The 22207-nt window shown below is 37.8% G+C and carries 27 protein-coding genes and 1 other RNA gene; 17 read left to right on the plus strand and 11 right to left on the minus strand.

The window, feature by feature from the left end:
- The first annotated feature begins 14 nt into the window (after positions 1-14).
- The 4 genes from WC707_00825 (at position 15) to WC707_00840 (ending at position 4545) form a co-directional block, all read left to right on the plus strand.
- Positions 15-2216, plus strand: a complete 2202-nt coding sequence (locus WC707_00825; GenBank protein ID MFA6065706.1) for a hypothetical protein — start codon at positions 15-17, stop codon at positions 2214-2216.
- Positions 2217-2312: 96 nt separating this feature from the next.
- A complete protein-coding gene (locus tag WC707_00830; GenBank protein ID MFA6065707.1) occupies positions 2313-2678 on the plus strand; it encodes a type II toxin-antitoxin system RelE/ParE family toxin in 366 nt (121 codons plus the stop codon).
- Between the two features lie 11 nt (positions 2679-2689).
- Positions 2690-3082 (plus strand): helix-turn-helix transcriptional regulator, encoded by a 393-nt coding sequence (locus WC707_00835; protein ID MFA6065708.1) that lies wholly within the window; start codon positions 2690-2692, stop codon positions 3080-3082.
- Between the two features lie 290 nt (positions 3083-3372).
- On the plus strand, positions 3373-4545 hold the full coding sequence (locus WC707_00840) for a hypothetical protein (GenBank protein MFA6065709.1): 1173 nt from the start codon (positions 3373-3375) through the stop codon (positions 4543-4545).
- Positions 4546-4630: 85 nt separating this feature from the next.
- Here WC707_00840 and WC707_00845 read toward each other — a convergent pair whose 3' ends face one another.
- The 3 genes from WC707_00845 to WC707_00855 are packed head-to-tail and all read right to left on the minus strand — an operon-like array spanning position 4631 to position 7476.
- A complete protein-coding gene (locus tag WC707_00845; GenBank protein MFA6065710.1) occupies positions 4631-5713 on the minus strand; it encodes a glycosyltransferase in 1083 nt (360 codons plus the stop codon).
- A complete protein-coding gene (locus WC707_00850) occupies positions 5713-7263 on the minus strand; it encodes an AMP-binding protein (protein ID MFA6065711.1) in 1551 nt (516 codons plus the stop codon). Before WC707_00850 ends, WC707_00845 begins: the two co-directional genes overlap by 1 nt.
- Positions 7264-7281: 18 nt before the next feature.
- Positions 7282-7476 (minus strand): ferredoxin, encoded by a 195-nt coding sequence (locus tag WC707_00855; protein ID MFA6065712.1) that lies wholly within the window; start codon positions 7474-7476, stop codon positions 7282-7284.
- Positions 7477-7559: 83 nt separating this feature from the next.
- On the opposite strand from WC707_00855, the gene tmk reads away from it, so the two are divergent.
- The 8 genes from tmk (at position 7560) to WC707_00895 (ending at position 12606) form a co-directional block, all read left to right on the plus strand.
- Positions 7560-8186: a dTMP kinase gene (gene tmk, locus WC707_00860; GenBank protein MFA6065713.1), complete on the plus strand. Its 627-nt coding sequence runs from the start codon at positions 7560-7562 to the stop codon at positions 8184-8186.
- The gene (locus WC707_00865; protein MFA6065714.1) at positions 8177-8917 is read left to right on the plus strand and encodes a hypothetical protein; all 741 of its coding nucleotides are present in this window, start codon (positions 8177-8179) and stop codon (positions 8915-8917) included. The genes tmk and WC707_00865 overlap by 10 nt, the downstream gene beginning before the upstream one ends.
- The gene (locus WC707_00870) at positions 8914-9309 is read left to right on the plus strand and encodes a hypothetical protein (GenBank protein ID MFA6065715.1); all 396 of its coding nucleotides are present in this window, start codon (positions 8914-8916) and stop codon (positions 9307-9309) included. Before WC707_00865 ends, WC707_00870 begins: the two co-directional genes overlap by 4 nt.
- Positions 9293-9739, plus strand: a complete 447-nt coding sequence (locus tag WC707_00875; GenBank protein ID MFA6065716.1) for a DUF721 domain-containing protein — start codon at positions 9293-9295, stop codon at positions 9737-9739. Before WC707_00870 ends, WC707_00875 begins: the two co-directional genes overlap by 17 nt.
- A complete protein-coding gene (locus WC707_00880; protein MFA6065717.1) occupies positions 9726-10736 on the plus strand; it encodes a UDP-N-acetylglucosamine--N-acetylmuramyl-(pentapeptide) pyrophosphoryl-undecaprenol N-acetylglucosamine transferase in 1011 nt (336 codons plus the stop codon). Before WC707_00875 ends, WC707_00880 begins: the two co-directional genes overlap by 14 nt.
- Before the next feature lie 67 nt (positions 10737-10803).
- Positions 10804-11289: a hypothetical protein gene (locus WC707_00885; GenBank protein MFA6065718.1), complete on the plus strand. Its 486-nt coding sequence runs from the start codon at positions 10804-10806 to the stop codon at positions 11287-11289.
- A gap of 222 nt (positions 11290-11511) precedes the next feature.
- Complete coding sequence (locus tag WC707_00890) at positions 11512-11967, plus strand: hypothetical protein (GenBank protein ID MFA6065719.1); 456 nt, start codon at positions 11512-11514, stop codon at positions 11965-11967.
- 117 nt (positions 11968-12084) lie between these two features.
- Positions 12085-12606 (plus strand): hypothetical protein, encoded by a 522-nt coding sequence (locus WC707_00895; GenBank protein MFA6065720.1) that lies wholly within the window; start codon positions 12085-12087, stop codon positions 12604-12606.
- Here WC707_00895 and WC707_00900 read toward each other — a convergent pair.
- A complete protein-coding gene (locus tag WC707_00900) occupies positions 12593-14476 on the minus strand; it encodes a transglycosylase domain-containing protein (GenBank protein MFA6065721.1) in 1884 nt (627 codons plus the stop codon). The genes WC707_00895 and WC707_00900 overlap by 14 nt on opposite strands.
- Before the next feature lie 51 nt (positions 14477-14527).
- Here WC707_00900 and WC707_00905 point away from each other — a divergent pair, with 51 nt between their 5' ends.
- From WC707_00905 to WC707_00920, 4 genes are all read left to right on the plus strand, one after another.
- Entirely contained in the window at positions 14528-14956 is a 429-nt protein-coding gene (locus tag WC707_00905) for a hypothetical protein (protein ID MFA6065722.1), read from the plus strand.
- 8 nt (positions 14957-14964) lie between these two features.
- Positions 14965-15330, plus strand: an RNA gene (rnpB, locus tag WC707_00910) — RNase P RNA component class A.
- 122 nt (positions 15331-15452) lie between these two features.
- Positions 15453-16055, plus strand: a complete 603-nt coding sequence (locus WC707_00915; GenBank protein ID MFA6065723.1) for a PASTA domain-containing protein — start codon at positions 15453-15455, stop codon at positions 16053-16055.
- Positions 16056-16071: 16 nt separating this feature from the next.
- On the plus strand, positions 16072-16452 hold the full coding sequence (locus WC707_00920; GenBank protein ID MFA6065724.1) for a hypothetical protein: 381 nt from the start codon (positions 16072-16074) through the stop codon (positions 16450-16452).
- An 11-nt stretch (positions 16453-16463) separates the two neighbouring features.
- On the opposite strand, the gene WC707_00925 is transcribed toward WC707_00920, so the two are convergent.
- The 7 genes from WC707_00925 to WC707_00955 all read right to left on the minus strand — a co-directional run bounded on the left by WC707_00925 (position 16464) and on the right by WC707_00955 (position 21333).
- Positions 16464-16778, minus strand: a complete 315-nt coding sequence (locus WC707_00925) for a hypothetical protein (protein ID MFA6065725.1) — start codon at positions 16776-16778, stop codon at positions 16464-16466.
- Positions 16779-16785: 7 nt separating this feature from the next.
- Positions 16786-17124, minus strand: coding sequence for a type II toxin-antitoxin system RelE/ParE family toxin (locus WC707_00930; GenBank protein ID MFA6065726.1), 339 nt, complete (start codon positions 17122-17124; stop codon positions 16786-16788).
- 69 nt (positions 17125-17193) lie between these two features.
- The gene (locus WC707_00935; protein MFA6065727.1) at positions 17194-17454 is read right to left on the minus strand and encodes a hypothetical protein; all 261 of its coding nucleotides are present in this window, start codon (positions 17452-17454) and stop codon (positions 17194-17196) included.
- 296 nt (positions 17455-17750) lie between these two features.
- A complete protein-coding gene (locus WC707_00940) occupies positions 17751-18953 on the minus strand; it encodes a hypothetical protein (protein MFA6065728.1) in 1203 nt (400 codons plus the stop codon).
- Between the two features lie 83 nt (positions 18954-19036).
- Positions 19037-19984, minus strand: coding sequence for an NAD(P)H-dependent glycerol-3-phosphate dehydrogenase (locus WC707_00945; protein ID MFA6065729.1), 948 nt, complete (start codon positions 19982-19984; stop codon positions 19037-19039).
- On the minus strand, positions 19953-20750 hold the full coding sequence (gene uppS / locus WC707_00950) for a polyprenyl diphosphate synthase (protein MFA6065730.1): 798 nt from the start codon (positions 20748-20750) through the stop codon (positions 19953-19955). Before uppS ends, WC707_00945 begins: the two co-directional genes overlap by 32 nt.
- A gap of 7 nt (positions 20751-20757) precedes the next feature.
- Positions 20758-21333, minus strand: coding sequence for a hypothetical protein (locus WC707_00955; protein ID MFA6065731.1), 576 nt, complete (start codon positions 21331-21333; stop codon positions 20758-20760).
- 79 nt (positions 21334-21412) lie between these two features.
- Between WC707_00955 and WC707_00960 the strand changes: the two genes are divergently transcribed.
- Positions 21413-22081, plus strand: a complete 669-nt coding sequence (locus WC707_00960) for an HAD family phosphatase (GenBank protein MFA6065732.1) — start codon at positions 21413-21415, stop codon at positions 22079-22081.
- The last annotated feature ends 126 nt before the right edge of the window (positions 22082-22207 follow it).

Raw genomic sequence — 22207 nt, forward strand, 5'->3', positions numbered from 1 at the left:
TAATGGAGATTTGCGTGAAAAAGTTGTTATCTATTTTTATAGTTACTTGTCTATTGTATGGCAGCGGCGCGGAGGCTATGTGGGCACGGGCTGGCGGGGCTTTATGTAAAAAAACTGCTCTTGTTAAAGCTGTAGCAGCTACAGGTGCTCTTGGCGCAAGCACTTATGCTTATAAAAATAGAGATAATCTGCAAGATAAAGCGGTTAAAACGGGGCTTAATTTTATACAAAAATGCGCCCCACAAGATAAAAAAGATCAGTACGTTTCGCGCGTTTTTAATACAATAAAAAAATATAAGCCTGCGCTGCTCAGCTCCATGCGCGATTATTATGAAAATCGCTTCGATAATGCCATTTATACTCAACAAACAATAGCTCCGCATGAAGAAAATGCGCTTTATGAATTTGCACACATTATAGCACCTGATATGACAAAGCCTATGGCAGAACGGGGGGGAGGTATATCAGAGTTTCGATCCTATGGGTTCGTGCAAAATAATCCACGAGCAGATTCCTTTCTTGTTGATTATGCTGCGAAAAATATTACACGTCTTACGCAAGATGGCGCGTTCCTTTTGTTGTTAGCAGGTCGCACAGTAAAACTTTCACGTGAATATAGAGATCGATTAATTCATGCAATTAAAGAAAATTTTAAAGATGTAGATTCCGGGGTGTTAAGTTATGTACCAGACCTTTTAAATAAAGAATCTAAAGAATCTCACGAATTTGTTGATTTAGTAATTCAATATCCAGAAAAAGAATATCCGCTTAATTTTTTTGGGTGTTTATTTGAAAAGCCACTAGCCCCCACTCAAGACGATATAAAAAAATATGAAAAGTTGTACAAAGCGGCTATGGCAAATATCGAACATATTCATATTTCTATGTTAGATAATATCTTTCACAAATATCAATCTGTTTACAATCATGTTATCGTTCCTAGCATTATTGAAAATATTAATAACATGAACGCAGCAAAATTAGAATACGTATTACGCCGATTATTTCGAATGGGCAGTGATGGTATTTCTTATGGTGATAGAGAGCTGATTCTTAATGCATTACGAGATCGCCTTGTAAAAAATATGTTCTTAGCTGAAAACTTTTCGATACAAAATTTTTCTACAATTTTACAATCAGAAGCTGGTCTTATTGAATTATATAATAATTATTCGGAATGGGTTTATGTAAATCCACCGGATGGATATGTTTATCGTCCATCATTGAAGCAGACACCCATACCTCTGTCGATGAGTCAAACAGAAGCTCATGTATTCGTACATCAGTGTCTAATAAAAAAAAAATTTAGTAATGCGTTAAGAGATCCTCAAGTGGTACGCATGATAAATAGCCTGCATGAACAAGAAAAAAAAGAAGAGCATGCGGGTAATTTTACTTTTGTACACGGATGCGCATGGGATTGGGATTTGAAGCAAGATATATTTACTCATTTGATGGAAATCAAGCTCAATAAAAAATTTGAAAATTATAGATTTTTGCGTTTTAAAGACAATTATAATGTAACGCAAGTTGACGAAAGCGTGCATGCAACTTTAGCCCAGGGCAATGCTGAAGCATTGCGTTCTGATATCCTGTTTATGAACCACGCAGTATTTGGCAATAGCAGTAGAAAGGGCAGTTGTACATTTGATTATTGGTATCATAATTATGATCAATCTGTTAACAATAATAGAAATCTCATCAACGCAGAAGAATTATTTGCACAAGTGGGCATGCGAGATTTTTTTACTAGATATAAAAAAGATATTCAAAATCTTGAACGGTTGCATAAAAAAGCAGAAAATAAAGGGGTTATATTATTAATTTCTGCCAATCAAGAGATGGTACGGCAGAATATATACCCTACTACGTCCGGCGGTGCAAAAGTTGTGGTGAAAACTAAAGATAAAAAGACGCTTGATTCCGCGCAAGCAATTATTACGCAACTCAAGCAAAACCCAACAGTATTACAGAACGCTGATGCTATCGAGTATGGGCTGCTGTGCAGCAATAAGTTTGTTCTTAATCCAGACAAAGCTGGTAAAGATATAAAAATATTTCCCTATAGCTTAGCCCACGGCACCCCTGCATATCAGGAATATTGCAATGCCCGCGATCAGCTGATGGCAAAAATAAAACGTGATATCTATGAACAAAATCATCCTGAATTGGTTCAAGAAAGTAGAGTACGCAGTATTTTAGCCATGAGTATGTAGTTTGTCATTTTTACATAAATAATAGGGCGCTTAATACTATGAAGTTATTGTTAAAATATGCTAAATTTGGCATATTATTAAATAACTAGGAAATGTATGGAAAAAGTAATTATATGGGTAGGTTCAAGTAAAAATGATTTAATGTCTTTATCTGAAGATGTTATAGATGCTATCGGGTATGCCTTATATTATGCGCAAACAGGAAATAAGCATGACGATGCAAAAGTGCTTAAGGGATTCCATGGCGCAAGTGTTATTGAAATAATTGCCGATGATAGAGCGGGAACGTATCGTGCGGTGTATACGGTGAAGTTTAAGGAAGTGGTATTTGTATTACATATATTTCAAAAAAAATCGAAAAGTGGTATTTCGACTCCAAAGAAAGAGTTAGGACTTATAGAAAATAGATTAAAGCAGGCCGAAGAACTATATAAAGAATACTTAAAAAGATTTAAAGAATAAAAGTGGTATGTATGAATAATAAAGATTTTGAAATAAGTTCAGGCAATATTTTTGCCGATCTTGGTGTTTCAAATCCTGAAGAACGTTTAGCTAAAGCAAAACTTGCTATGCAAATTAGTATTCTCATTAAGAAAAAACGTCTTAGTCAAAAAGATGCTGCGGAATTTCTTGGCATTGATCAACCAAAAATATCTGCACTGTATAAGGGGAAATTAGCTGGTTTTTCTCTTGAACGACTTTTTCGTTTTTTAAATATACTTGGACAAGAAATTATTATTAAAATTGCTCCAAAAACAAAAGCAAAAAAGACATCAAATATTACGGTAAATCTTCAAAAAATAAAACCAAAACCTACCAGTGCTGAAGTAGCGCCTCGTTCAGCTGTATTGGCTAAAAAGAAATGAATTTTTGCCATGAGTATAGCGACCCCGGTAAAGTCGATAATGAATTGCGATACCTAATATTTTGATACTGAGTAAATTATTGATTGCCATGCTTGCCTTCATAATTTGTTGCTCCTGAATTGGTTCTAGCGCGTGAAAATAGATTCTGCGAGATCATTGGCTTTTAGAATGCAGGGTGTTGTTTGGCAGGTATATTTATTTAAAATATTGACTTATGCATGATGCGCTATTTATAATTAAATTATATTTGAAATAATTATGTAAAATATATTACTGTGAGAGGATAATTTATGGTCTGTTTTAAGGCTAAAACGTTAATAATAATGTTGTCAGGGCTTATTTTTATGCCAATTGGGGCTGGGTTAGCACGTTTTCGTACGGGTGCGGGGGAACTTGCATCCCATTATTGGAGTCCTAAGCCAGTAAAAGCTCTTGGTCAAGCTGCCTATTCAACCGCTATTCCGCAACCATCAGGTGTGCCTGTTGCACCACGTGATGGTCGGTTTGAACGTTTTGTTGAGGGACTTCCTGGTGGCACCGCATTCGGTGATGTAAGCACTTTGGCTAAAAAACAGGCCCTTATGAAAGAAAAAGGCGGATTCTTTGGAAGTTTCTTTAAGAAGTTTGCTCAGCCGAAAGTTACGCCAATTGATACGTACAATAATCTTCTTGAGTATGCTCTTGCTAACGGTGTGGATGATGTTGATGCTTTTAAACAATTTCCCAATGAACCAATTTGGTTACCCTCACAGGCTGTCGCTCAGGGGCCTCTTTTATGGAAAAACATAGAATACATAAAGGGTTATACCCATGCGAGAGATAGAATGGTACGCTATTTTAATGACCTTCTTCGAAATGATAGATTGTTTCCAACGAGTATGACTCCTCTTAAAGATGCTATTTTACGTAAGAGTCCTGCTGCTGTTAAGAGCTTGCTCGATGCGGGAGCTCAATCAAATTTTAATCCTGCAATTACCGAGGGTGAACCTGGCTATATATCTCAATATGCACATTCTCCCCTATGGCTTGCTATACAACAAGAAGATCTATCGCGCGTGATAGATCTTCTTCAATTGCTTATTGAGCATAAGGTTGATGTTAATATAACGTTATTTGCTGATTATGTTAAAACTCATCCTGAGCAATTGACCCAAGAGTTACCTATTGACAGGGACTTGCTTGTGACGCCGCTTGATTATATTGATGGTAAGATTCAGGAGGCTGAATCTTATATTGAGAAAGGGCAGAGCGAAGTTGATGCGTATTATAAACGGGATGACGTACATAGTCTCGTACATAGTTTATTAATGGCTCCAACTAAGCGGCGAAAAGAAAATCTTAAACACAAAATTGGGCTTCTCAATGTTGAATTGGCTAAATTACAAATCATACGCGCTGTGCTTTTAAATGCGGGCGCAAAAAGCGGCCGTGAAGAAGTGCAATCGCTTGAAGCATTGGATTAAAATATTTAACATTAAGTTTTAAATATTACAAGAGGGCCTGCAAATAGGCCCTCTTGTAGCTATCAGCGCTAAAGTAGTATCTTGTTCAGGGGTATATTAGTTCTGTAAAAATTCTGTGATAGCTGGTGCACATAGTTGTTGTTGTGTAGGTTGTTATAACTTTATTGTAGCCATTGCGGGCGCAGGTTGAGCGCAGGTCGGGATTATACATAAATTCTTTAATTGCATGTGTGAGTGCTTCTTGATTGCGCGAGGGGATAATTATGCCGTCGTGATAATTTTCTATAACATCGTGATTATTAATACCAGTACTGGTAACACCGGTTACTATAACGGGGAGTTTGTGGCTCATGGCTTCTAGCAGCGCCATAGAGATCCCTTCATAATCAGATGATTGCACAAAGCAATCAAACTTGTTGTAATAGGCATCTGCAGGCTTGTTAATAATAAACGTAACGGCGTGGCCAATATCGAGTTCTTGCGCGTAGTTTTTGAGATTCTGTTCAAGCGGGCCGTGGCCTATGAGTATCAGGCGCGTGTGATGACATGTTGTATAAATTTCTTTAAAGCTTGCTATGAGTAGGTGATAATTTTTTACTGGCACAAATCTACCGACACTGCCTATCGTAAATATTTTTTTATTTTTTTTCCTACATAGCGCGCTGCGCATGCATGCTATGCCATTAGGTATAGTAATAATATGTGCAGTGGGGCAGTTGTATTCAAAAGATTTTTTGATAGACGGTGATACGGCGCAATAACGTGTTGCATGAGGCGCCATGCGGGTAAGCCAATTTTTGAAAGCGCCTTCATGTTCTGGTAGTGCATGTAGTGTAGAAATTACGGGTATGTTCAGCGCGTATCCAATGCAGCGTGCGTAGATATTTGCTGCCCATAATGCACCACATAATATGTCAGGCTTTAATTTTTTTATAAGTAAGAACAGGCGTAGCGAGAAAACAGGATCATAACGTGTTATAAATCCCGATATGCTATACGTTGTTATGCCCATGCTATTAAAATGTTTTTTATAGGGCCCGTCATGAAAAAAAATAACGTGATGTTTATACATATCTTGTGGCAGGTTGCGCATAAGCAAGTCGAGTACTTTTTGAGCGCCGCCTTGTTCTAAGCTTGATATAATATGAACAATGTTAATGTGCGCCATTATTTTGTATTGTGTGAAAGTTTTTCTCGTAATATTTTTTTATCAATTTTTCCGGTTGCCGTCATGGGGAGTTCCTGTTCAACAAAGAAGCGCCGTGGAACTTTATACGGAGCGAGATTATTTTTGCATAATTGTTCAAGCTCTGCAATGAGCGTATCAGAAATAGATGCAAGTTTTTCTTTTGTGGCAACAAATGCTACCGGAATTTGATCGCCGTGATAGTCCATGCCAACAACACCGACGGCGGTTATTAATGCATGGCTCATAATAATATTTTCGATTTCTTGTGGATATATTTTGATGCCTTTGTTCACAATAAGATCTTTTTCTCGTCCACAAATAATAAGTCTTCCACAAGTATCCATGACTGCAAGATCACCGGTGTTGAGCCAATTATTTTGTAGTACATGAGCAGTTGCTTCTGGCGCATTATAATAGCCCAGCATGACATTATTGCCTTTAACCCATAAAACGCCAATGTCACCTTGTTTGACAGGCTGATTGTTGTTGTTCCGCAGTTCTATGCTTATGCCAGAAACTGGTTTGCCAATCGTATTGGTGGGGAGTGTGGCATCTTCAGTATTCAGCGATATAAATGGCGATGTTTCGGTGAGGCCATAACCATTACACAATTTTCTTTTAAAAATAAGTTCAAAACCCATTCTAATTTTATCGGGGAGTGCGTCTCCTCCACAAATAAAATATTTAACTCGTGGGAATGAAATATCGCGAAGGTGGCAGTATAAACCGTAGAGTACTGGTATGCCAAGAACAACCGTTGGATTGTGCTGGAGCGCTTCTTTAAGTGCACGGCGATCTATTTTGGGAACAATGATAATAGTTGCTCCGCCCATGATGCCGGTCCATAAGCAGGAATTTTGTGAATAACTATGGAAAAGCGGGAGTACGCCAAAAATAATTTCCCCACCTTCTGTAACATTAAAATTTGCCGCTGCTTGAGCGGTGTTGGTCAAAATATTGCGGGAGCTCAACATGACGCCTTTTGGAAGGCCTGTTGTTCCTGATGTATACAACAGGGCGGCAAGTTCGTCAGGGCCGCGTCTTTTGATGGAATAATTATTGTTTTTATGTTCAAGATGTGCGAGATCATCTTCGGAATATATTTTTATGCTTGATTTTGTAGCGTCAGAAATTTTGGTGCTATATTTTTTGGAAATAAATAATGCTTGTGGCTGTGAGTCGTTAAAAACATGGGCGAGTTCATGTTCATGTAAGAATGTGTTGAGAGGTATCACGATTGCACCTGTTTGCCAAATTCCATAATACGCAATAAAAAAGGCTATAGAATTGTCGCAGAGTATGATAATTTTGTCACCGTTTTTAATGCCGTCTGCTTCAAGGCGTTCGCTAAAAGCTGTTGCCTGGTTATAGAGGTCTTGATAGGTTATGCGTTCATTTTGGCAGATGAGTGCAATGTTGTTGGGCCACGTGCGAGCGGAGCGCTCTAATAATTCTGCCGCGTATATCAGTGATCCATTGCTATCGTGAAAGCCATTATAAAATCTATTAAAACGTTCTAGCTCTGTCATTTTCTCCCCTTTTTTAGATTATTCAGAAGTTTTTTTGTAGCAGATCACATTAACGGGGCATGCATCTATCGCTTTTTTTATAGCATCTTCATGAAGTGTCACATCAGCATCGCTGTTAATGTGCGAAATATCAGTAACGGTAAATACTTCCGGAGCAATATATTCGCATGTTCCGCAGGTGATGCATCCCGGTTCTATCCATAATTTTTTCATTGAAGTCCTTTCTTAACAGAGTTTATAAAAAAGAGTAAAGTATGTAGTATAAGTTTATAATATTCTATTTTACCTGTGTGCGCATGAAAAAACTACAACGAGGAATTCTTATTACGTTTGAAGGGCTTGATGGTTCTGGTAAAACTACGGTGATCCAGCAAGTCCAGGCCCATTTTGGACAAAGTCTTGTGACGCAAGAGCCGGGCGGTTCTTCTTTGGGGCAAGCGGTGAGGGCGATTGTGCATAATCCTGAGAGTAACTTGGATTATACCGCAGAGTATCTGTTGTTTGCCGCAGCGCGAGCGCAGCATATTAAAGAAGTTATTCGGCCCGCTCTTGCCGCAAAAAAGATAATATTGTGTGATCGTATGGGTGATTCTTCGCTTGCATATCAGGGGTACGGGCGTGGTGTAGATCTTGAACATATAAAAAAAATTAATGAATGGGTGATGGCTGGCATACAGCCTGATCTTACTTTTTATATAGACATTGATCATGCAGATGCGCGTGCGCGTATACATGCGCGTGGTGAACTGACCTCGTTTGAACAAGAAAAATATGACTTTTTTGAACGTGTTTTGCAGGGGTATACTACTATTTTTCAACATGCAGCCCATGTGAAAAAAATTGATGGAAGCCAGTCGCCTGAGGCGGTAGCTGCGAATGTTATACGTGAATTGGCCTTGTATCTTGAAGAGGTATGGTCTTGAGTGTTGAACGCATTCCTCAGGTACAGTTGTGGATTGGAAGCGCAGAGGGACTGCTTGTTCGCGCAAAGCAATATGTGGCGAATAGCGTGTGTGTGCACTCTGGGTGTACGCATTGCAGAATATGTAAAAATATTGAACGTGAAACATATCATGGATTATCTATTCTGCGCCCTGATAAAAGTGCATATACGGTATCTTGTATAGAAAGTACTTTTAAGCGTTCCTGGTTGTTGCGTGATGCCGATGATCCTTATTTTTTTATTATTACAAGCGCTGATATGTTGTCATATGCAAGTGCTCCGTCATTGCTGAAATTATTTGAAGAGCCCGCTGCGGGGTATTATTTTATATTATTGGCTGAGCGAAAAGAGTTGATACTGTCAACTATTATTTCTCGTTGTGTTGTTTCTGAGTATGAAAAAAATGCTGTGGATGGGGTAGGAGAGTTTGTAGAGCTGTATCTTGTTCCCGGCAAATACACCTTGCAGTATTGGGGCACTATATTTGACAAAATTGCGCCCACCGAATATCAATCGTTGATGATTTTTGATAGCATAGGTACGGCATTGCGGGAGCGTTATCGAGTAGCGGTATCACATAATAATAGTAATGATATAGTGAGTGTGCAGAAGCTTATTGCATGTCTTGAAAAAAAATGTATAAAGCCGATGCCAGGAAGTGTTAAAATCTTTTGGCGGTCTCTTTTTTTAACAATGAAGGCGTGTTTATGAAGTGGAATATGAAATTGCAGAAAATGGGATTATTGTTTGTGGGAATGGGGCTTTATGGATCTTCCCCCAAGGAAAATAAAAAGTTAGCAAAGATTTTTTATGATACTCCAACTTTTATAACATTATCAGCGCGAGATATAGAAAATAGTACTACGAGAGAAGATAAAATTAAGCAGATTTTAACAAATCAAGTTGAAAATGCTGAATATGTCAATGTAGCACGTGAAGCATTGGCCCGTGAAAAGGCGACAACAATTTTATTAAGATCTTTTATTGAGACGACTGCCCGCAGTCATAGAATGTTAAAATTACAAAACGAGAGATTAGAGCAAGAAAATAATCTTTTGAAAACGCACAAGCCTGTTGTTAAAAAACATGACCATCAGCATTAAAGAATATCTTGCGCCCTATTTGCAAGAAACTCCTGATAATTGGAAAGCTGATCTGTTGCGTAATTGGCGTACTGTTGTAGGTAGTTTGTCGGAAAAAATGCGTCTAGAGAAAATTGAATCAAGTTTACTTATTATAGGGGTCTATGATCCGCATTGGATGCAGGAGCTTTTTTTATTGTCTCGTACCATTATTAGAACAATTAATACGTATCTTGGAGGCAGTTATATTATAGATTTACGATTTAGACTGGTTCAAAAACGACATGTTAAGAGTTTTGTGCTTAAGCATGAAACGTTTTCAGCGCGTCGCAACCAGATGGCGTTAACCTATGAGCAGCAAGAAACATTGAAAATTATAAAAGATCAGGAGCTACAAGTTTTGTTAAAAAATTTTTTACACACTTGTGCGCATGAATATGATAAAAAATAACAGTCGAGCATTTGTTGCTGGTAAGTCGGGTGGGCACATTATTCCGGCGATAACATTGGCTCAAGACTATAAAAAACAGCATCCCAACGCTGATATTCTTTTTTTTTCTGGTGACAGCGCGTTAGATAAAAATTTAGTGTCTCATGAAAATTGGACACATGTTGCGCTTGATGTACCCAATTTTCCTCGCAAAAATATTATGCGTTACCCGCAATTTATTTATTTATTTATACGTGCATGCGTACAAAGTGTTACAGCATTGCGACGAGCACGCATAAAGAGCGTGGTGAGTACGGGTGGTTATATTTCTATCCCTGTGTGTTTCGCAGCAAAATTATTAGGAATTCCGTATGATCTATATGAATTTAATGTGATGCCCGGTGCGGCAGTTACGCTTTTGGCCAGATGGGCGCATGGCGTATATGTTACGTTTGCTGAAGCAAAAAAATATATATCACACAATAATATTATTGTTGTCGACTACCCCATAAGAAAAGGTTTATCGGTGCATGCTCCGGCAGAGTCGCGCGCAGTGCTTGGACTATCGCCCGATATGCGCGTTATTTTTGTGATGGGTGGATCTCAAGGGTCTCAAGCACTTAATGCGATTATGATGAAGTATGTTGCTCTTGGCGCCTGCGACAATATGTATATTATACATCAAACAGGTGCGCACGCAGTTGAGGATGTTCGTGCGTATTATGCACGGCATGGCGTACAACACCATGTGTTTAGCTTTGAAAAAAATCTTTCGTTATATTATTCAGCAAGTGATCTTATTATTACTCGTGCCGGCGCCGGAAGTTTGTTTGAAATTCTTTATTTGAGAAAAAAAGCCATTGTTATTCCATTGGTTGCATCTACAACTGATCATCAAGTTGCCAATGCGCAGGTTATGGCAGAGCGCCACCCTGAGCTTTTTGTATGTCTATTTCAAGCCGATATTGAAAAAAATATATCTTTATTTGCAGATCGTGTTCAGTATTTATTATTGTAATTTATTTTAAAAAATGTATTATATGTTCGCGATATATTTTTTACGTTTTTTATAGCAGGATTTGTATATGAAAAAACCACTTTTGTTTTTGGTATGTATTATTACATGTACACAGGCGATGGAAAATCGCTTGACGTTAGAAAATCGTAATGCTATTCAAGCCGAACATGATTGGTGTCATTTTTTAACTGATCTGAGTATGACTGCTCGAACAGAAGGGGTTAAAAATACACAGTTTTTTGGTGGCACAAAAGTTCAAATGTCGAATGTATTATTAGAAGAAAATCCAGTATCTTTGCCATTCACTGTTTATATGTGTAATCATCAGCTAGATCAAGGTAATTGTACTTTTACGAGCAAAGACAGACATGTGTTAAAATATCATAGAAAGCGGAAGCATACCGCTGGACCGAAGTATTGTTCGTTTCCATTTTGTAGATCAATTTTTACCTTAACTTCTCAATTGCAATCGCACGCCAAGCTGCATTCTTCTGGGCTTGTTCGTTATTATAGTAGAATGCATACCGTTTTTTTAATGCATGGGGACAAGTAATTTTATAGCGTTATGATCATGGAATAATATTTGTTGTCTCGTAATTTTATCGATATAAATTTCTGTCACCTCAGGGGAATGGTTAAACTGTTTTATAGGTTTATCTCTATCTGGCAAGATATTTAAATGTATTATGTAAATTTCTTTTGTGATTTGTTTTAAAAAATGTATTATATCTTTTTGATATATATTTTTTTACGTTTTTTACAACATGGGTTTCGCATGAAAAATTCACTTTTATTTTTGGTATGTACTGTTGCCTGCACGCAGGCTATGGAAGAAGGTTTGACTTCGGTAAATAATGGCCCCGTTCGTGGCGAGCAAGATTGGTGTAACTTTTTGGTCGATGTGAGTGCGCGTATTAAAAAAGAATGTCATGCGCGTGGTGCAAATATTGCTACAAACGAGATAGGAAAAAAATCGATGTCATTAAAGGTACAATTACCTAGTCGTAAATATATGTGTAATGTTTCGCTTAATCAAGGCAGTTGCACTACTCTTTTTAATTCAAGAAATTACCTTGGACGCCATAGAACTCAGTCTCACCACGATTTTAAAAAGCATTGTTCATACCCATTTTGCTTGATGACGTTTGCAACAACCAGTGATTTAAGGGCGCATGCGCATATTCATCGTATACGTCTTGCTCGATTTAAATCTTCTATTAATGCTATTTGATAGCGCGTTTCTATCATATTATTGATTGTGTACGGTGTTTATTATTGTAATTTATTTTAAAAAATGTATCATGTATTCCCGATATATTTTTTATTTTTTTTACAACATGGGTTTCGCATGAAAAATTCACTTTTATTTTTGATATGTACTGTTTCCTGCACACAGGCTATGGAAGATCGTTTGGCTTCGGTAAATAATGGCACTATGAGCGACGAGCACGATTGGTGTAACTTTTTGGTTGATGTGAATGCACTTATTAAAAAAGAATGCCATGTGCGAGATATGTGGGATATATTATCTATTAAAAAAAATATTAATAAAGATGAAACAGCATTAGGTTTATTGCGCAAAAGAAAACAAGAGCGTGTAGCATTTGGCAAATATATGTGTAATGTTCGCCATTGCACTGTTGTTAGTGTGAAAAGAGATGGTATAAAGTATCATAGAAGGTTGTGTCATGAGGTTTCTCTCAAGCACTGTTCATTTCCATTTTGCTCGACTACGTACGAAACTACTGCTGGTTTAAAGACGCATGTTATTGCTCATAGTCATCGTCTTGCTCGATTTAAATCTTTTATTGAGGAGGTTAACGATGACGTTAATCACGTATCGGAAATTTTGGCCGCTATGAAGTTATAAGTAGTTTAATAGCGTTATGATCATGGGGTGACATGTGTTGCCCCGTAATTTTATTGATATAAATTTCTGTCACTTCAGGGGAGTGCGAAAACTGTTTGATGGGTTGTTGTATTAAGCTATTATACGTATACCACGCTGGAAAAGCCGTTGTGGTGGCAAAAATACTTTCTTGCATGGCTTTGTTATCGTCTCTTCCAAAATAAAAGACCGTTGTATAATTTGGTGTGCATCCTGCAAACCATACGGTTCGAGCATCATTGGTGGTTCCCGTTTTTCCCAATAATTCATAATCAACATCCGCGAGTTTAAGTCTGTGTTGTATGCGTTGGCATGCGTTAATAAGTACCTGATTTATTTGACTAATAATGTTCCATGGAAGTACTTGTTCAGGTGCAGGGATATGTTTCCATATTTTTGTTCCCCATTCATCTTTTATCCATTCGATGAGATATGGTTTTTGGTAATAACCATTATTATTAAAGATATTAAACATGCCTACTACATTAAATAAAGAGCTTTCTACGCATCCAAGGGCAAGCGATGGATAATGGTGAACGTCTGTGGCCAAGTGCGTTGCGCGTACAAGATTTGCAAGATTATGGGCGCCATATTTTATGATTGTTTTAATGGCAATAATATTGTTTGATAGTGCAAGAGCATGTGCAAGTGTCATGGGTCCGCTATATTTTTTATTAACATTTCGTGGATTCCATGTGCGATTATTGTCGGCTATACTCAGCGGCTCGTCGTATTCCACATCAGTAAGAGATGCTCCATTTTGCAATGCAATTGCGTAAAGGAGTGGTTTTATAGTTGATCCAACTTGTCGTACTGCGTGTACTCGATTAAACTGCGATGCATTAAAATTATAGCCACCGATATATGCTTGTATAGCACCAGTCTTTGCTGCAATAGATATCATCCCTCCCTCAAGAGGTATTTTTAATGTTGATCTAATTTTTTCTATTGATTGTTGAAAAATTTTTTCAGCAGTTTCTTGATGCGATATATTGAGCGTTGTTTGGATGACAAATCCTTCAGTATAAAGAGCTTTTTTTCCTACAAGTTCTTCCATGAATAATCTTATATTTTCCCGCGCATACAGCGCAAAGCTTGATTCTGCTTGCGCAATAGATAGCGGGATTTTTTTTAAAGAGATAACTTCTTGTTGACTGATATACTTGCATGCATACATAACCTCTAAAACAATATTACGACGTAATAGGGCATTGTCTGGATTAAAAATCGGGCAATAGCGTTGTGGCGACTTTACAATGGCAGCCAAAAGAGCAGATTCTTGTATATCTAACTCTTGCACATTTTTGTTCCAAAATCTTTGAGCGGCTGCCTGAATTCCATACATGCCGTTGCCAAAATAAACATTATTGAGATATGTTTCCAGGATTTGTTCTTTGCTATATTGTCGTTCAATAATGAGTGCAAGCGCTTGTTCTTTTAGTTTTCGGGAAAAAGTTTTTTTGCTATCAAAAAAGAGTAGCTTTACCAACTGCTGCGTTATAGTACTGGCTCCTTGCGCCTTTTTCCAATGATACATGTTGACCAGTATTGATCTAATAATTCCTTTGCATGAAATACCAGTATGCTTAAAAAAGTTTCTATCTTCCGCAGCTAAAAACGCTTGTATAAGATGTTGTGGTAAAATGTTATAACGAACAGGCTCTCTTTTATCAAGTTGGAACCGGGCCCACTCGTTGCCCTGATTATCAAGAACAAGAGAGGGTTTGCTTGTATTGTCACTATCAAGAAGTGAAAAATCAACCCACTGATGATTAATGAGAAAAAAAGCTGCACCCAAAAAAAAGGTGAAAAAAGATATAAAAATACTAGTATATATACGTACGTGATCCATTATTTTATGGTACGCTTATTTTAAACTTTTATCCACATGTAAGGCTTTTTTATGCATAAAAAAAATACATTATCATGGTACGTGACGCCGGTTGTTTTTATAGTTGACACTATGAGCTTCTTGTTTTTCAATCATCCAGTGTGTTACATTACGCGCACTGCCTACATGGATAGTATTATACACACGACATTTTCATGGACGTCTGCTTGTGCAAGCTTTTTTTGCGCCTTGTGCTATGCCGCGTTGATAGGCAATAATATTATTCTTGAAATGAATAAGTTGATTATTATTTCTGTATTTCTCTATTTTTGTAAAAAAATGGTTGATATTTCTCGTCCCGTTAAAATCGCAATAATTACCATTTTTTCTATTTTTTTGTATCTTGCTGATTATTTTATGGCATATCCTGATGCAGGGCTTTCATGGACATTTCAAACAATTATTGCTAATATGATAATGACATATATGATTATAAAATAGTAGCATTGCAAGGCAATCTAGGCAATCGCGGATAAAGTTCTCATAGAATTATATCTGAGGAAAGTCCGGACTCCTAACGAAAAAGATACCTGAGATAATTCAGGGAGGCGTAAGCCTATGGATCGTGCCACAGAAAATAACCGCCTTTAATTTTTAAATTATGGGTAAGGGTGAAAACGTGCGGTAAGAGCGCACGCGCCAAGGTAGTAATATTTTTGGTGGGGTAAACCCTATCTGGAGCAAGATAAACAGTGTGTTCGATGTTTCGTTTCGCAAGATTAAGTTCTTGAATAAACACGCGGGTATATCGCATAGATAAATGGTTGTCATACCTGTGAAGGTAACAGAATCCGGCTTATTGATCGCCTTGTAGTGCTCGTTCTTCGATATATTTGTATACATGAATAGTAAATATCTCCTCTGTCTTTTGCCCGTTTTTTCTTTTATTTTTGGTTATATAATTCTTGCCCGATTATTGACACCTGAATCATTTGAGATGCCTTCTCTGTTGGGTCTTAATGTTTATGAAGCGTTTCCGGTTCTATCGAGACATAATCTTAATGCCAGGATTATGCATATTAAGGAGGATGCAGATGTTGATGAAGGGACTATTTTAGAGCACAGGCCTTATCCGCAGCAAAAAGTTAAGGCGCAGCAGCCCGTTTTTTTGGTTATTTCAACAAAACCTGCTTGTATAGAGACGCCAAATTATAGCTTATTATCTGAGTTAGAAATTCATAAAAAAGCACATTCCCTGGGTGTAAAACCAAAAATCTATACACTGCCATTTCAAACAATTGCTGGAACGTGTATTGCTCAAGCGCCTGCGCATGGCACACAATTATCGCAAGATAAAAGTATGCTTGTATATGTTTCGCAGGGGATAACTTCGATGCGGCTTTTTCCATCTCTACGTGGCAGGTCTTTGGAAGATGTGTGTCGGTTTTGTGATGAACATAGTTTTAGGTATCAGATAGTATATCCAGAACTGTTTGAACATGAGGCTCGAGTAGAGTATACTGTGATTGATCAAAGGCCCTTTGCCGGGTCATTTATAGATTACCGTAATCCGCCTTTTATTCAGGTACAGGTTGCATAACAGAGAAAGAATTTTTATGAAAAACAAAGTAATAGTAGCAGCGCTCAGTATTTTTATCATGCATAGTAGCGCGTCTTGTGGTGTGGCCGATGTATCAGCTCCTGTAAAAAATTTTGTAGTGCCCTTGGGGTTGTACGCAGCAGGATTTTTGTTTGCACATCACACGCTCGTAGATTGTGGTTATCGATATATTGATATCAAAAAAGTGTATTATGCCTGTAAAGAGCAACTCACAGAAGAATCTAAGGGTTTGTTGAGTGAGCAAGAGATCGAGTTTTTTTCTCGCCTACAAGGCATAAGTGCGATGCCATCAGTTTATTGGAGAGAAATAGCATCCACCGCGATCACCATAGCCCTCTTTTATGCCGGCACCCGCTGTCTTCGTCAAGCTCTTTAAGTTTGGTTTTTTCAATGAGGCTGCTTTTTTGAATCCTGCACGTCAACCAAGTTCATATTAACCTTTTTTCCCAATACGTGAGCGGCGCGATTTAAGGTCAAAAGTGTAACGGAATAATTTTTTGGATCAAGCAATCTTTGTAAGCCCGATCGGCTTGTTTTTAGTTGCTTCGCCATTTCTGTTTGTGTGATGTGCATATTTTTCATATGATCTTTTAAGTTTCGGGCGATGACTGTTTTTATAGCAGCAACATTTATTTCTTCAAGAATGCCTTCTTTTTCAAGAAAATCTTCGAAGTTAGAACCAATATATTTTTTATTTTTCATGAGTCACCTATAGTTTTTTAGCTCTTTTTTTTGCGAGTGTAATTTCTTGTTGAGGGGTTTTTTGTGTCTTTTTTATAAAACCATGCAGTAAAATTATACTACTATCGTGGAATACAAATAAAATGCGAGCAATGCGATTGTCTAATTTGCTTCTTATCTCCCATAGCCCAGCGCCTAGTGATTTTACCAAGGGAGAACCTATCGGCCAATCTATTTGTACTATTCTGATATCTTTACCTATAATTTTGCGATCAGCGCTTGATAATTCATGTAACCATTCACGTACCGGTTCATTTCCAGATTCTTCCTGGTAAAAATACACGGGTATTGTTTTTATGAATTCCATCAATCGCCTTTTTATTTACTTGATTATCACTTATCGTACCAAATGTGGTACGATTTGGTCAAGTAATTTTTAAAGACCCCGCTTTATCCACCATTCATCAGTATTAAATTCTTGTGGGTAGTTGATCTTATATGGATCATCTATCCCATATTCTTTTTCTAAAGTTTCAAACCATGTATCGCTTAGTTCTTTTGGTAGCTTAGTCCCGCACCACGGACAATAAAAAACACCTTGGGTGCTTTTATGAGGCCATGATAGTGGTAAATAATATCTTCTTTTTGCGGCATCGTAGCCAATCATTATTCTTCCATCTGCAAGTGTTTTTTCCATCATCTCGCAACAATGTTGAATATGTTTTTGATATATATAGCTTCTCATATTTTGCAAAAATCTTTTTTTGGGGTTTTTTTTCTTTAATCATCTAAAATATTATGCAAATGAAAGTGCATTCTCATTGCTTCGTGTATTTTTTCTCTAAAGCATTCGACGTGACAATAAAAATTTTGATTATATTGTTGATCTTTTGATTTATCTAAATTAATCAAAACGTTGATCTCGGCAGGATTTGTTTTTGACGATTCAATGCCTTTATTACAAAAACAACATCTAAATTTTAGTCCATTCATTTATTGCCATCCATAGTTTTTCCCTAAATTACATAGTGCTTTTTTATCAATATTTTTTAATGCAGTAATCACTTCTTCCATGCATTCATTTATTACTATGACATTATAATTTGCGCCAATTTGTCTGATATACGCTTTTGAACCATCTGCTTGTAGTTTTGTCAATGTTGGTGTTGTTATGGCCTCTTTTACTTCTTCGGGAGTGAATCCGCGTTCAATTAATCTTTTTATCCCATGCGCAGTAACTTTAATAATACTGGTAAATTCTTTAATTCTTAGATCTATTTTTAATTTTTCATACTGAGCAGCATTATGTGCCGAATTATCTCGTTTTTCGGGTGTGTTTTTTTTGCGTTCATCGTTCTTATGATCTTTGTCATCTTTTTTGGGTTTTTTATTTCTTGGATCTTCAGGATCATTTGGGTCGCCGGGGCTGGCGCTGCAAGATTGTGGGATATTTGTAAAACTTACTTCGCCAGAATTATTTTTTTGATCAGCATTATATATAAAGTGTTTCTCGATAGTGTTTGCATGAAACACTAGTTCATAATGAGATAGTTTGTTCTTGCGCGGGATCATTTTCATGGCGATGCCAATGACACCCCCAATAGCAGCGCCACCTATAATAGTGAGTGGTCCAAGAAAGCTACCAGCCGTGCCTCCAGCTACTGCGCCACTACCAAATGCCATGCTAAACCCAAGGTGAAAGGCGACTGGAAAAAACATATTGTGCGTTACAATGGCATGTCTGCCTACCAGAAAATTGTGGGGGCGTGTGACCCCAAGCGAATAAACCGTGAGCGTTTTTTTTACAAATTCTATGTGCGTAATGGGGCATAATTTTTTGTCTGCGCCTAGTAGTTGATCGCCAACGGTTAGTTGATACGCGGGCACCCATTTTTGTACTGCAGGCACATAAAATTTTTGGCTTGGCGTGCATATAATATCATCATTAAACTGTTCGTCGAAGCCGATTCTAAAATAGCAATTTGTGGTACTGGTCCCGGCGGATTTTATTTTTTTATGCGTATATGTACCGGCGTGAATGGTATAACTAGTGACACATTGGTGTTCGGATATGTTATTGCATAATTGTTCTATGCTTTGCCAAACATCGCCCGTTTTTACGAGTGTATGCGGACCAAAGCCATGACCTACAAGCTGTGCTGTTAAAAAAAATATAAAAAATAAAAATCGCTTCATTAAATTAATCGATCGATATTTGTCCTAAATCGTTTTAGATTATAGGTAAAAATGCATCTCTTATGCAATAAATAATTTTAATATTAGCGTAGTGCAGTCGTGATAGTATTTACTGGATGTTGTTCGTAAACGACTTGATATAAACTGTTTAAAAGGGGTAAGTCGAGCTTGTTGCTTGTTATAATCTGCTGGACAGATGCGAGGGTTGATAGGCCTTCTGGCGGCGCGTCAAATTGAGATATAGCTTCTTGAAGCGACTTTCCCGAACCTAATAACATGCCCACTTGATAGTTTTTACTCATGGGATTACAGGTTAAAAAAAGATCACCAAGGCCAGCTAAGCCATATACCGTTTCTTGTTTGCCACCTAAAAATTTTACCAAAAAAACTATTTCTGAAAGTGCTTGGGTTATGTACGCAGCTTGAGCATTTAAACCATAGCCACTGGCTGCCAATAAGCCCATACCGAGTGATAGTGGGTTTTTCAGTGCGGCTGAAAGCTGTATGCCTATAAGATCTTGTGATTGGTGTGTCATGCAGTAACTATTACTGAGCAAATTGCTTATTTCATGACTGCGCGCGCCTGCAATTACTATATGCGTAAGCTTTTTTTCTGTTAATTCTTTGGCAAAACTTGGGCCGGAAATAACAGCGGTTGCAGCTTGCGGTAAAATATCATTAATAATTTGTGTCGGAAGAAGAAGGGTTGTTTGCTCGATGCCTTTATTGCCCATAACCCAAACTTGATTATGATGGCTCGATATGAGCGTACTGATAACAGATCTTAAAAATGGCACGGGAATGGCGACAAAAATAAAACGATGCTCGAGTATATCTTGTATAGTATTTGTCAGAATAATAGTAGTGGGAAAACCTATAGGTAAACTTTTTGCTTGGTAATCCCACAGCGTAACCAAATGACCGTTATCAGCGAGTAAAAGGGCAAGAGCTTTTCCCCATGCTCCAGCGCCCAATACGGCAACGCTTGTGTGAATAACGTTACGCTCCAAAATTTCTTTCGATACTCTCATAATAATCAACCGCCTTATGAAGATGTTCAACCGTTATTTCTGGCCAGTAACAATCTATAAAATACAGTTCGCTATACACTGATTGATAGGGTAAAAAATTACTGAGTCTATGCGTATAGCCTGTTCTAATAACAAGCTCAGGATCAGGCATGTCATGTGTCCATAAATGTTGCGCAATAGTATCTTCGGTAATATTTTCTGGCATAATGCCCGATGCAACAATATTTTTTATAGCGTCAACAAGTTCTTGCCGTCCGCCATAACAAAACATGATATTGAGCGTTAGTCCTGTGTTGTGGGCGCTTTTTGCCTCGATGGCATTAATGTTTTCTATAAGTTGTTGAGGGAATGAGCTTCTGCGGCCGATAAAGCGTACTCGTACATTGTTTTTAATAAGCGTATCAAAATATGAGTCAGAAACTTCCTTGGCTATAATATTAAAAAGATAGTCTAATTCATCTGAAGACCGCTTAAAATTTTCGAGAGAAAATGCATACAGGGTGAGATAGGGGATCTTCTTTTTAATGCAGAATTCTATAGTTGTTTTGACCGGTTCTATCCCCTGTTTATGCCCTAGCCATGGCTTGAGACTATTCTTTTTAGCCCAACGTCTGTTGCCGTCCATAATGATTGCAAGGTGTTTAAGCTTGGTAGGCTTGTCGTCATAGTGTGCGATTGAACTAGTGCTATAGGTGCGTTTTTTATAGACAAAAACACAGGCCACAACAACGCTGATGCAGGCGAGTATAACAAGCTTTTTTATCATGATTGTGCTACTGCTTGAGAGGTTGAAGTTCTAGTGTATTCTGTGTTGTTGTGCGTTTTGTATAATAACTTTTTAGATACGTATAGCAAAAATAAAGTATGGTCATGCCAGCGGCTATTAATAATCTTTCAATAATAACGACTGGTATGAGGCTCATCCAATAGAGTGGGGTGGTAGGGCGTGTGTATAACCATATCACAGAGCCGACGGCATGTGTGATAAATGTGCTGCCAAGTGCGTGAGCAAAAAAGTTTTTATGCGGGTAAGCGAGTGCTATCAGGGGAATTATCCAGTAGGCGGTATAGGGTAATGCATAGCTGCCAATAGGGTGAATAGCAAAGAGCATAAAGCATATAACGGGAAAACTTATGATCAGTAGTCGCAGGCGTGGCGACGTGGGCGCTGAAAAGTACAGAGCTCCACAAAAACTTGGTATGTGGTATGCTGAAAGGTATGTATACAGGGTGTTGAGTCCGTACATTTTTATACCTGTGCGTACGCATAATAATAAGAAACTTGCGTAGACTCCTGTAAGCCCAATGAGTGGTGCGATGCATGCGTTTATAAAGAAAAATGGTAACATGTGCTTATTCCTCTTGCGAATATGAGTATTTGATTCATCATTGTATCATAGAGTATAGTTAATTTAAAGGAGGTGCTTTATGAAATATAAGGCGATAATTTTTGACATGGATGGTACCATTGTCGACACAGAAAATATATGGGCCGATGCGACAAAGCTTTTTATTGAGCGTCGCGGCATTGCATATACGGGCGAATTGGAAGCAGCTTTGCGCAAAGAAATTCACGGCCTTGCATTGCATAAAAGCTGCGGCGTGATTAAAGATTTTATTAATCTTGAAGGTTCAGTTGAAGATTTGATTAAAGAAAAGTCTCTCATCGCCTACGATTTATATAAAAATGGCATCAAGTTTATAGATGGCTTTGAAGCATTCCACTGTATCGTACAAACTAAAAACATCAAAAATGGTATTGCGACCAACGCCGATGACATGACGGTTCAGTTAAGTAATCAGGCATTAAATTTGAGTTATTATTTTGGCGATCATATTTATGGCATTTCTTGCGTTGGTAATATTTGCAAGCCGGATCCTGCTATTTATCTTCACACAGCTGAAAAATTGGGTATTGACCCTCAAGAATGTCTGGCGATTGAAGACTCCGCGCATGGCATAAAAGCCGCTCAAGCCGCCGGGATGTTGTGTATAGGCATTAATACGTCATGTAATTATGATCAGGTTAAAAAAGCCGATTATATTGTCGATCGTTATCAAGACATCGACCTCGATGCATTACTACTGGGCATTTAAGAGCAAAAAGCAGCAAAAGCTAATTGATAATTTAATTGCGCGAGGTTTTTCATGCAATCTTTTACGCATAAAAAAGCTCCCCATTTAACATTTCTACGTGTTACCGGGGAGCTCTTTTATTTGTAA

Source organism: Candidatus Babeliaceae bacterium, from assembly GCA_041660765.1.
In the GTDB taxonomy this organism is placed as follows: Bacteria; Babelota; Babeliae; order Babelales; family Babelaceae; genus JBAZVR01.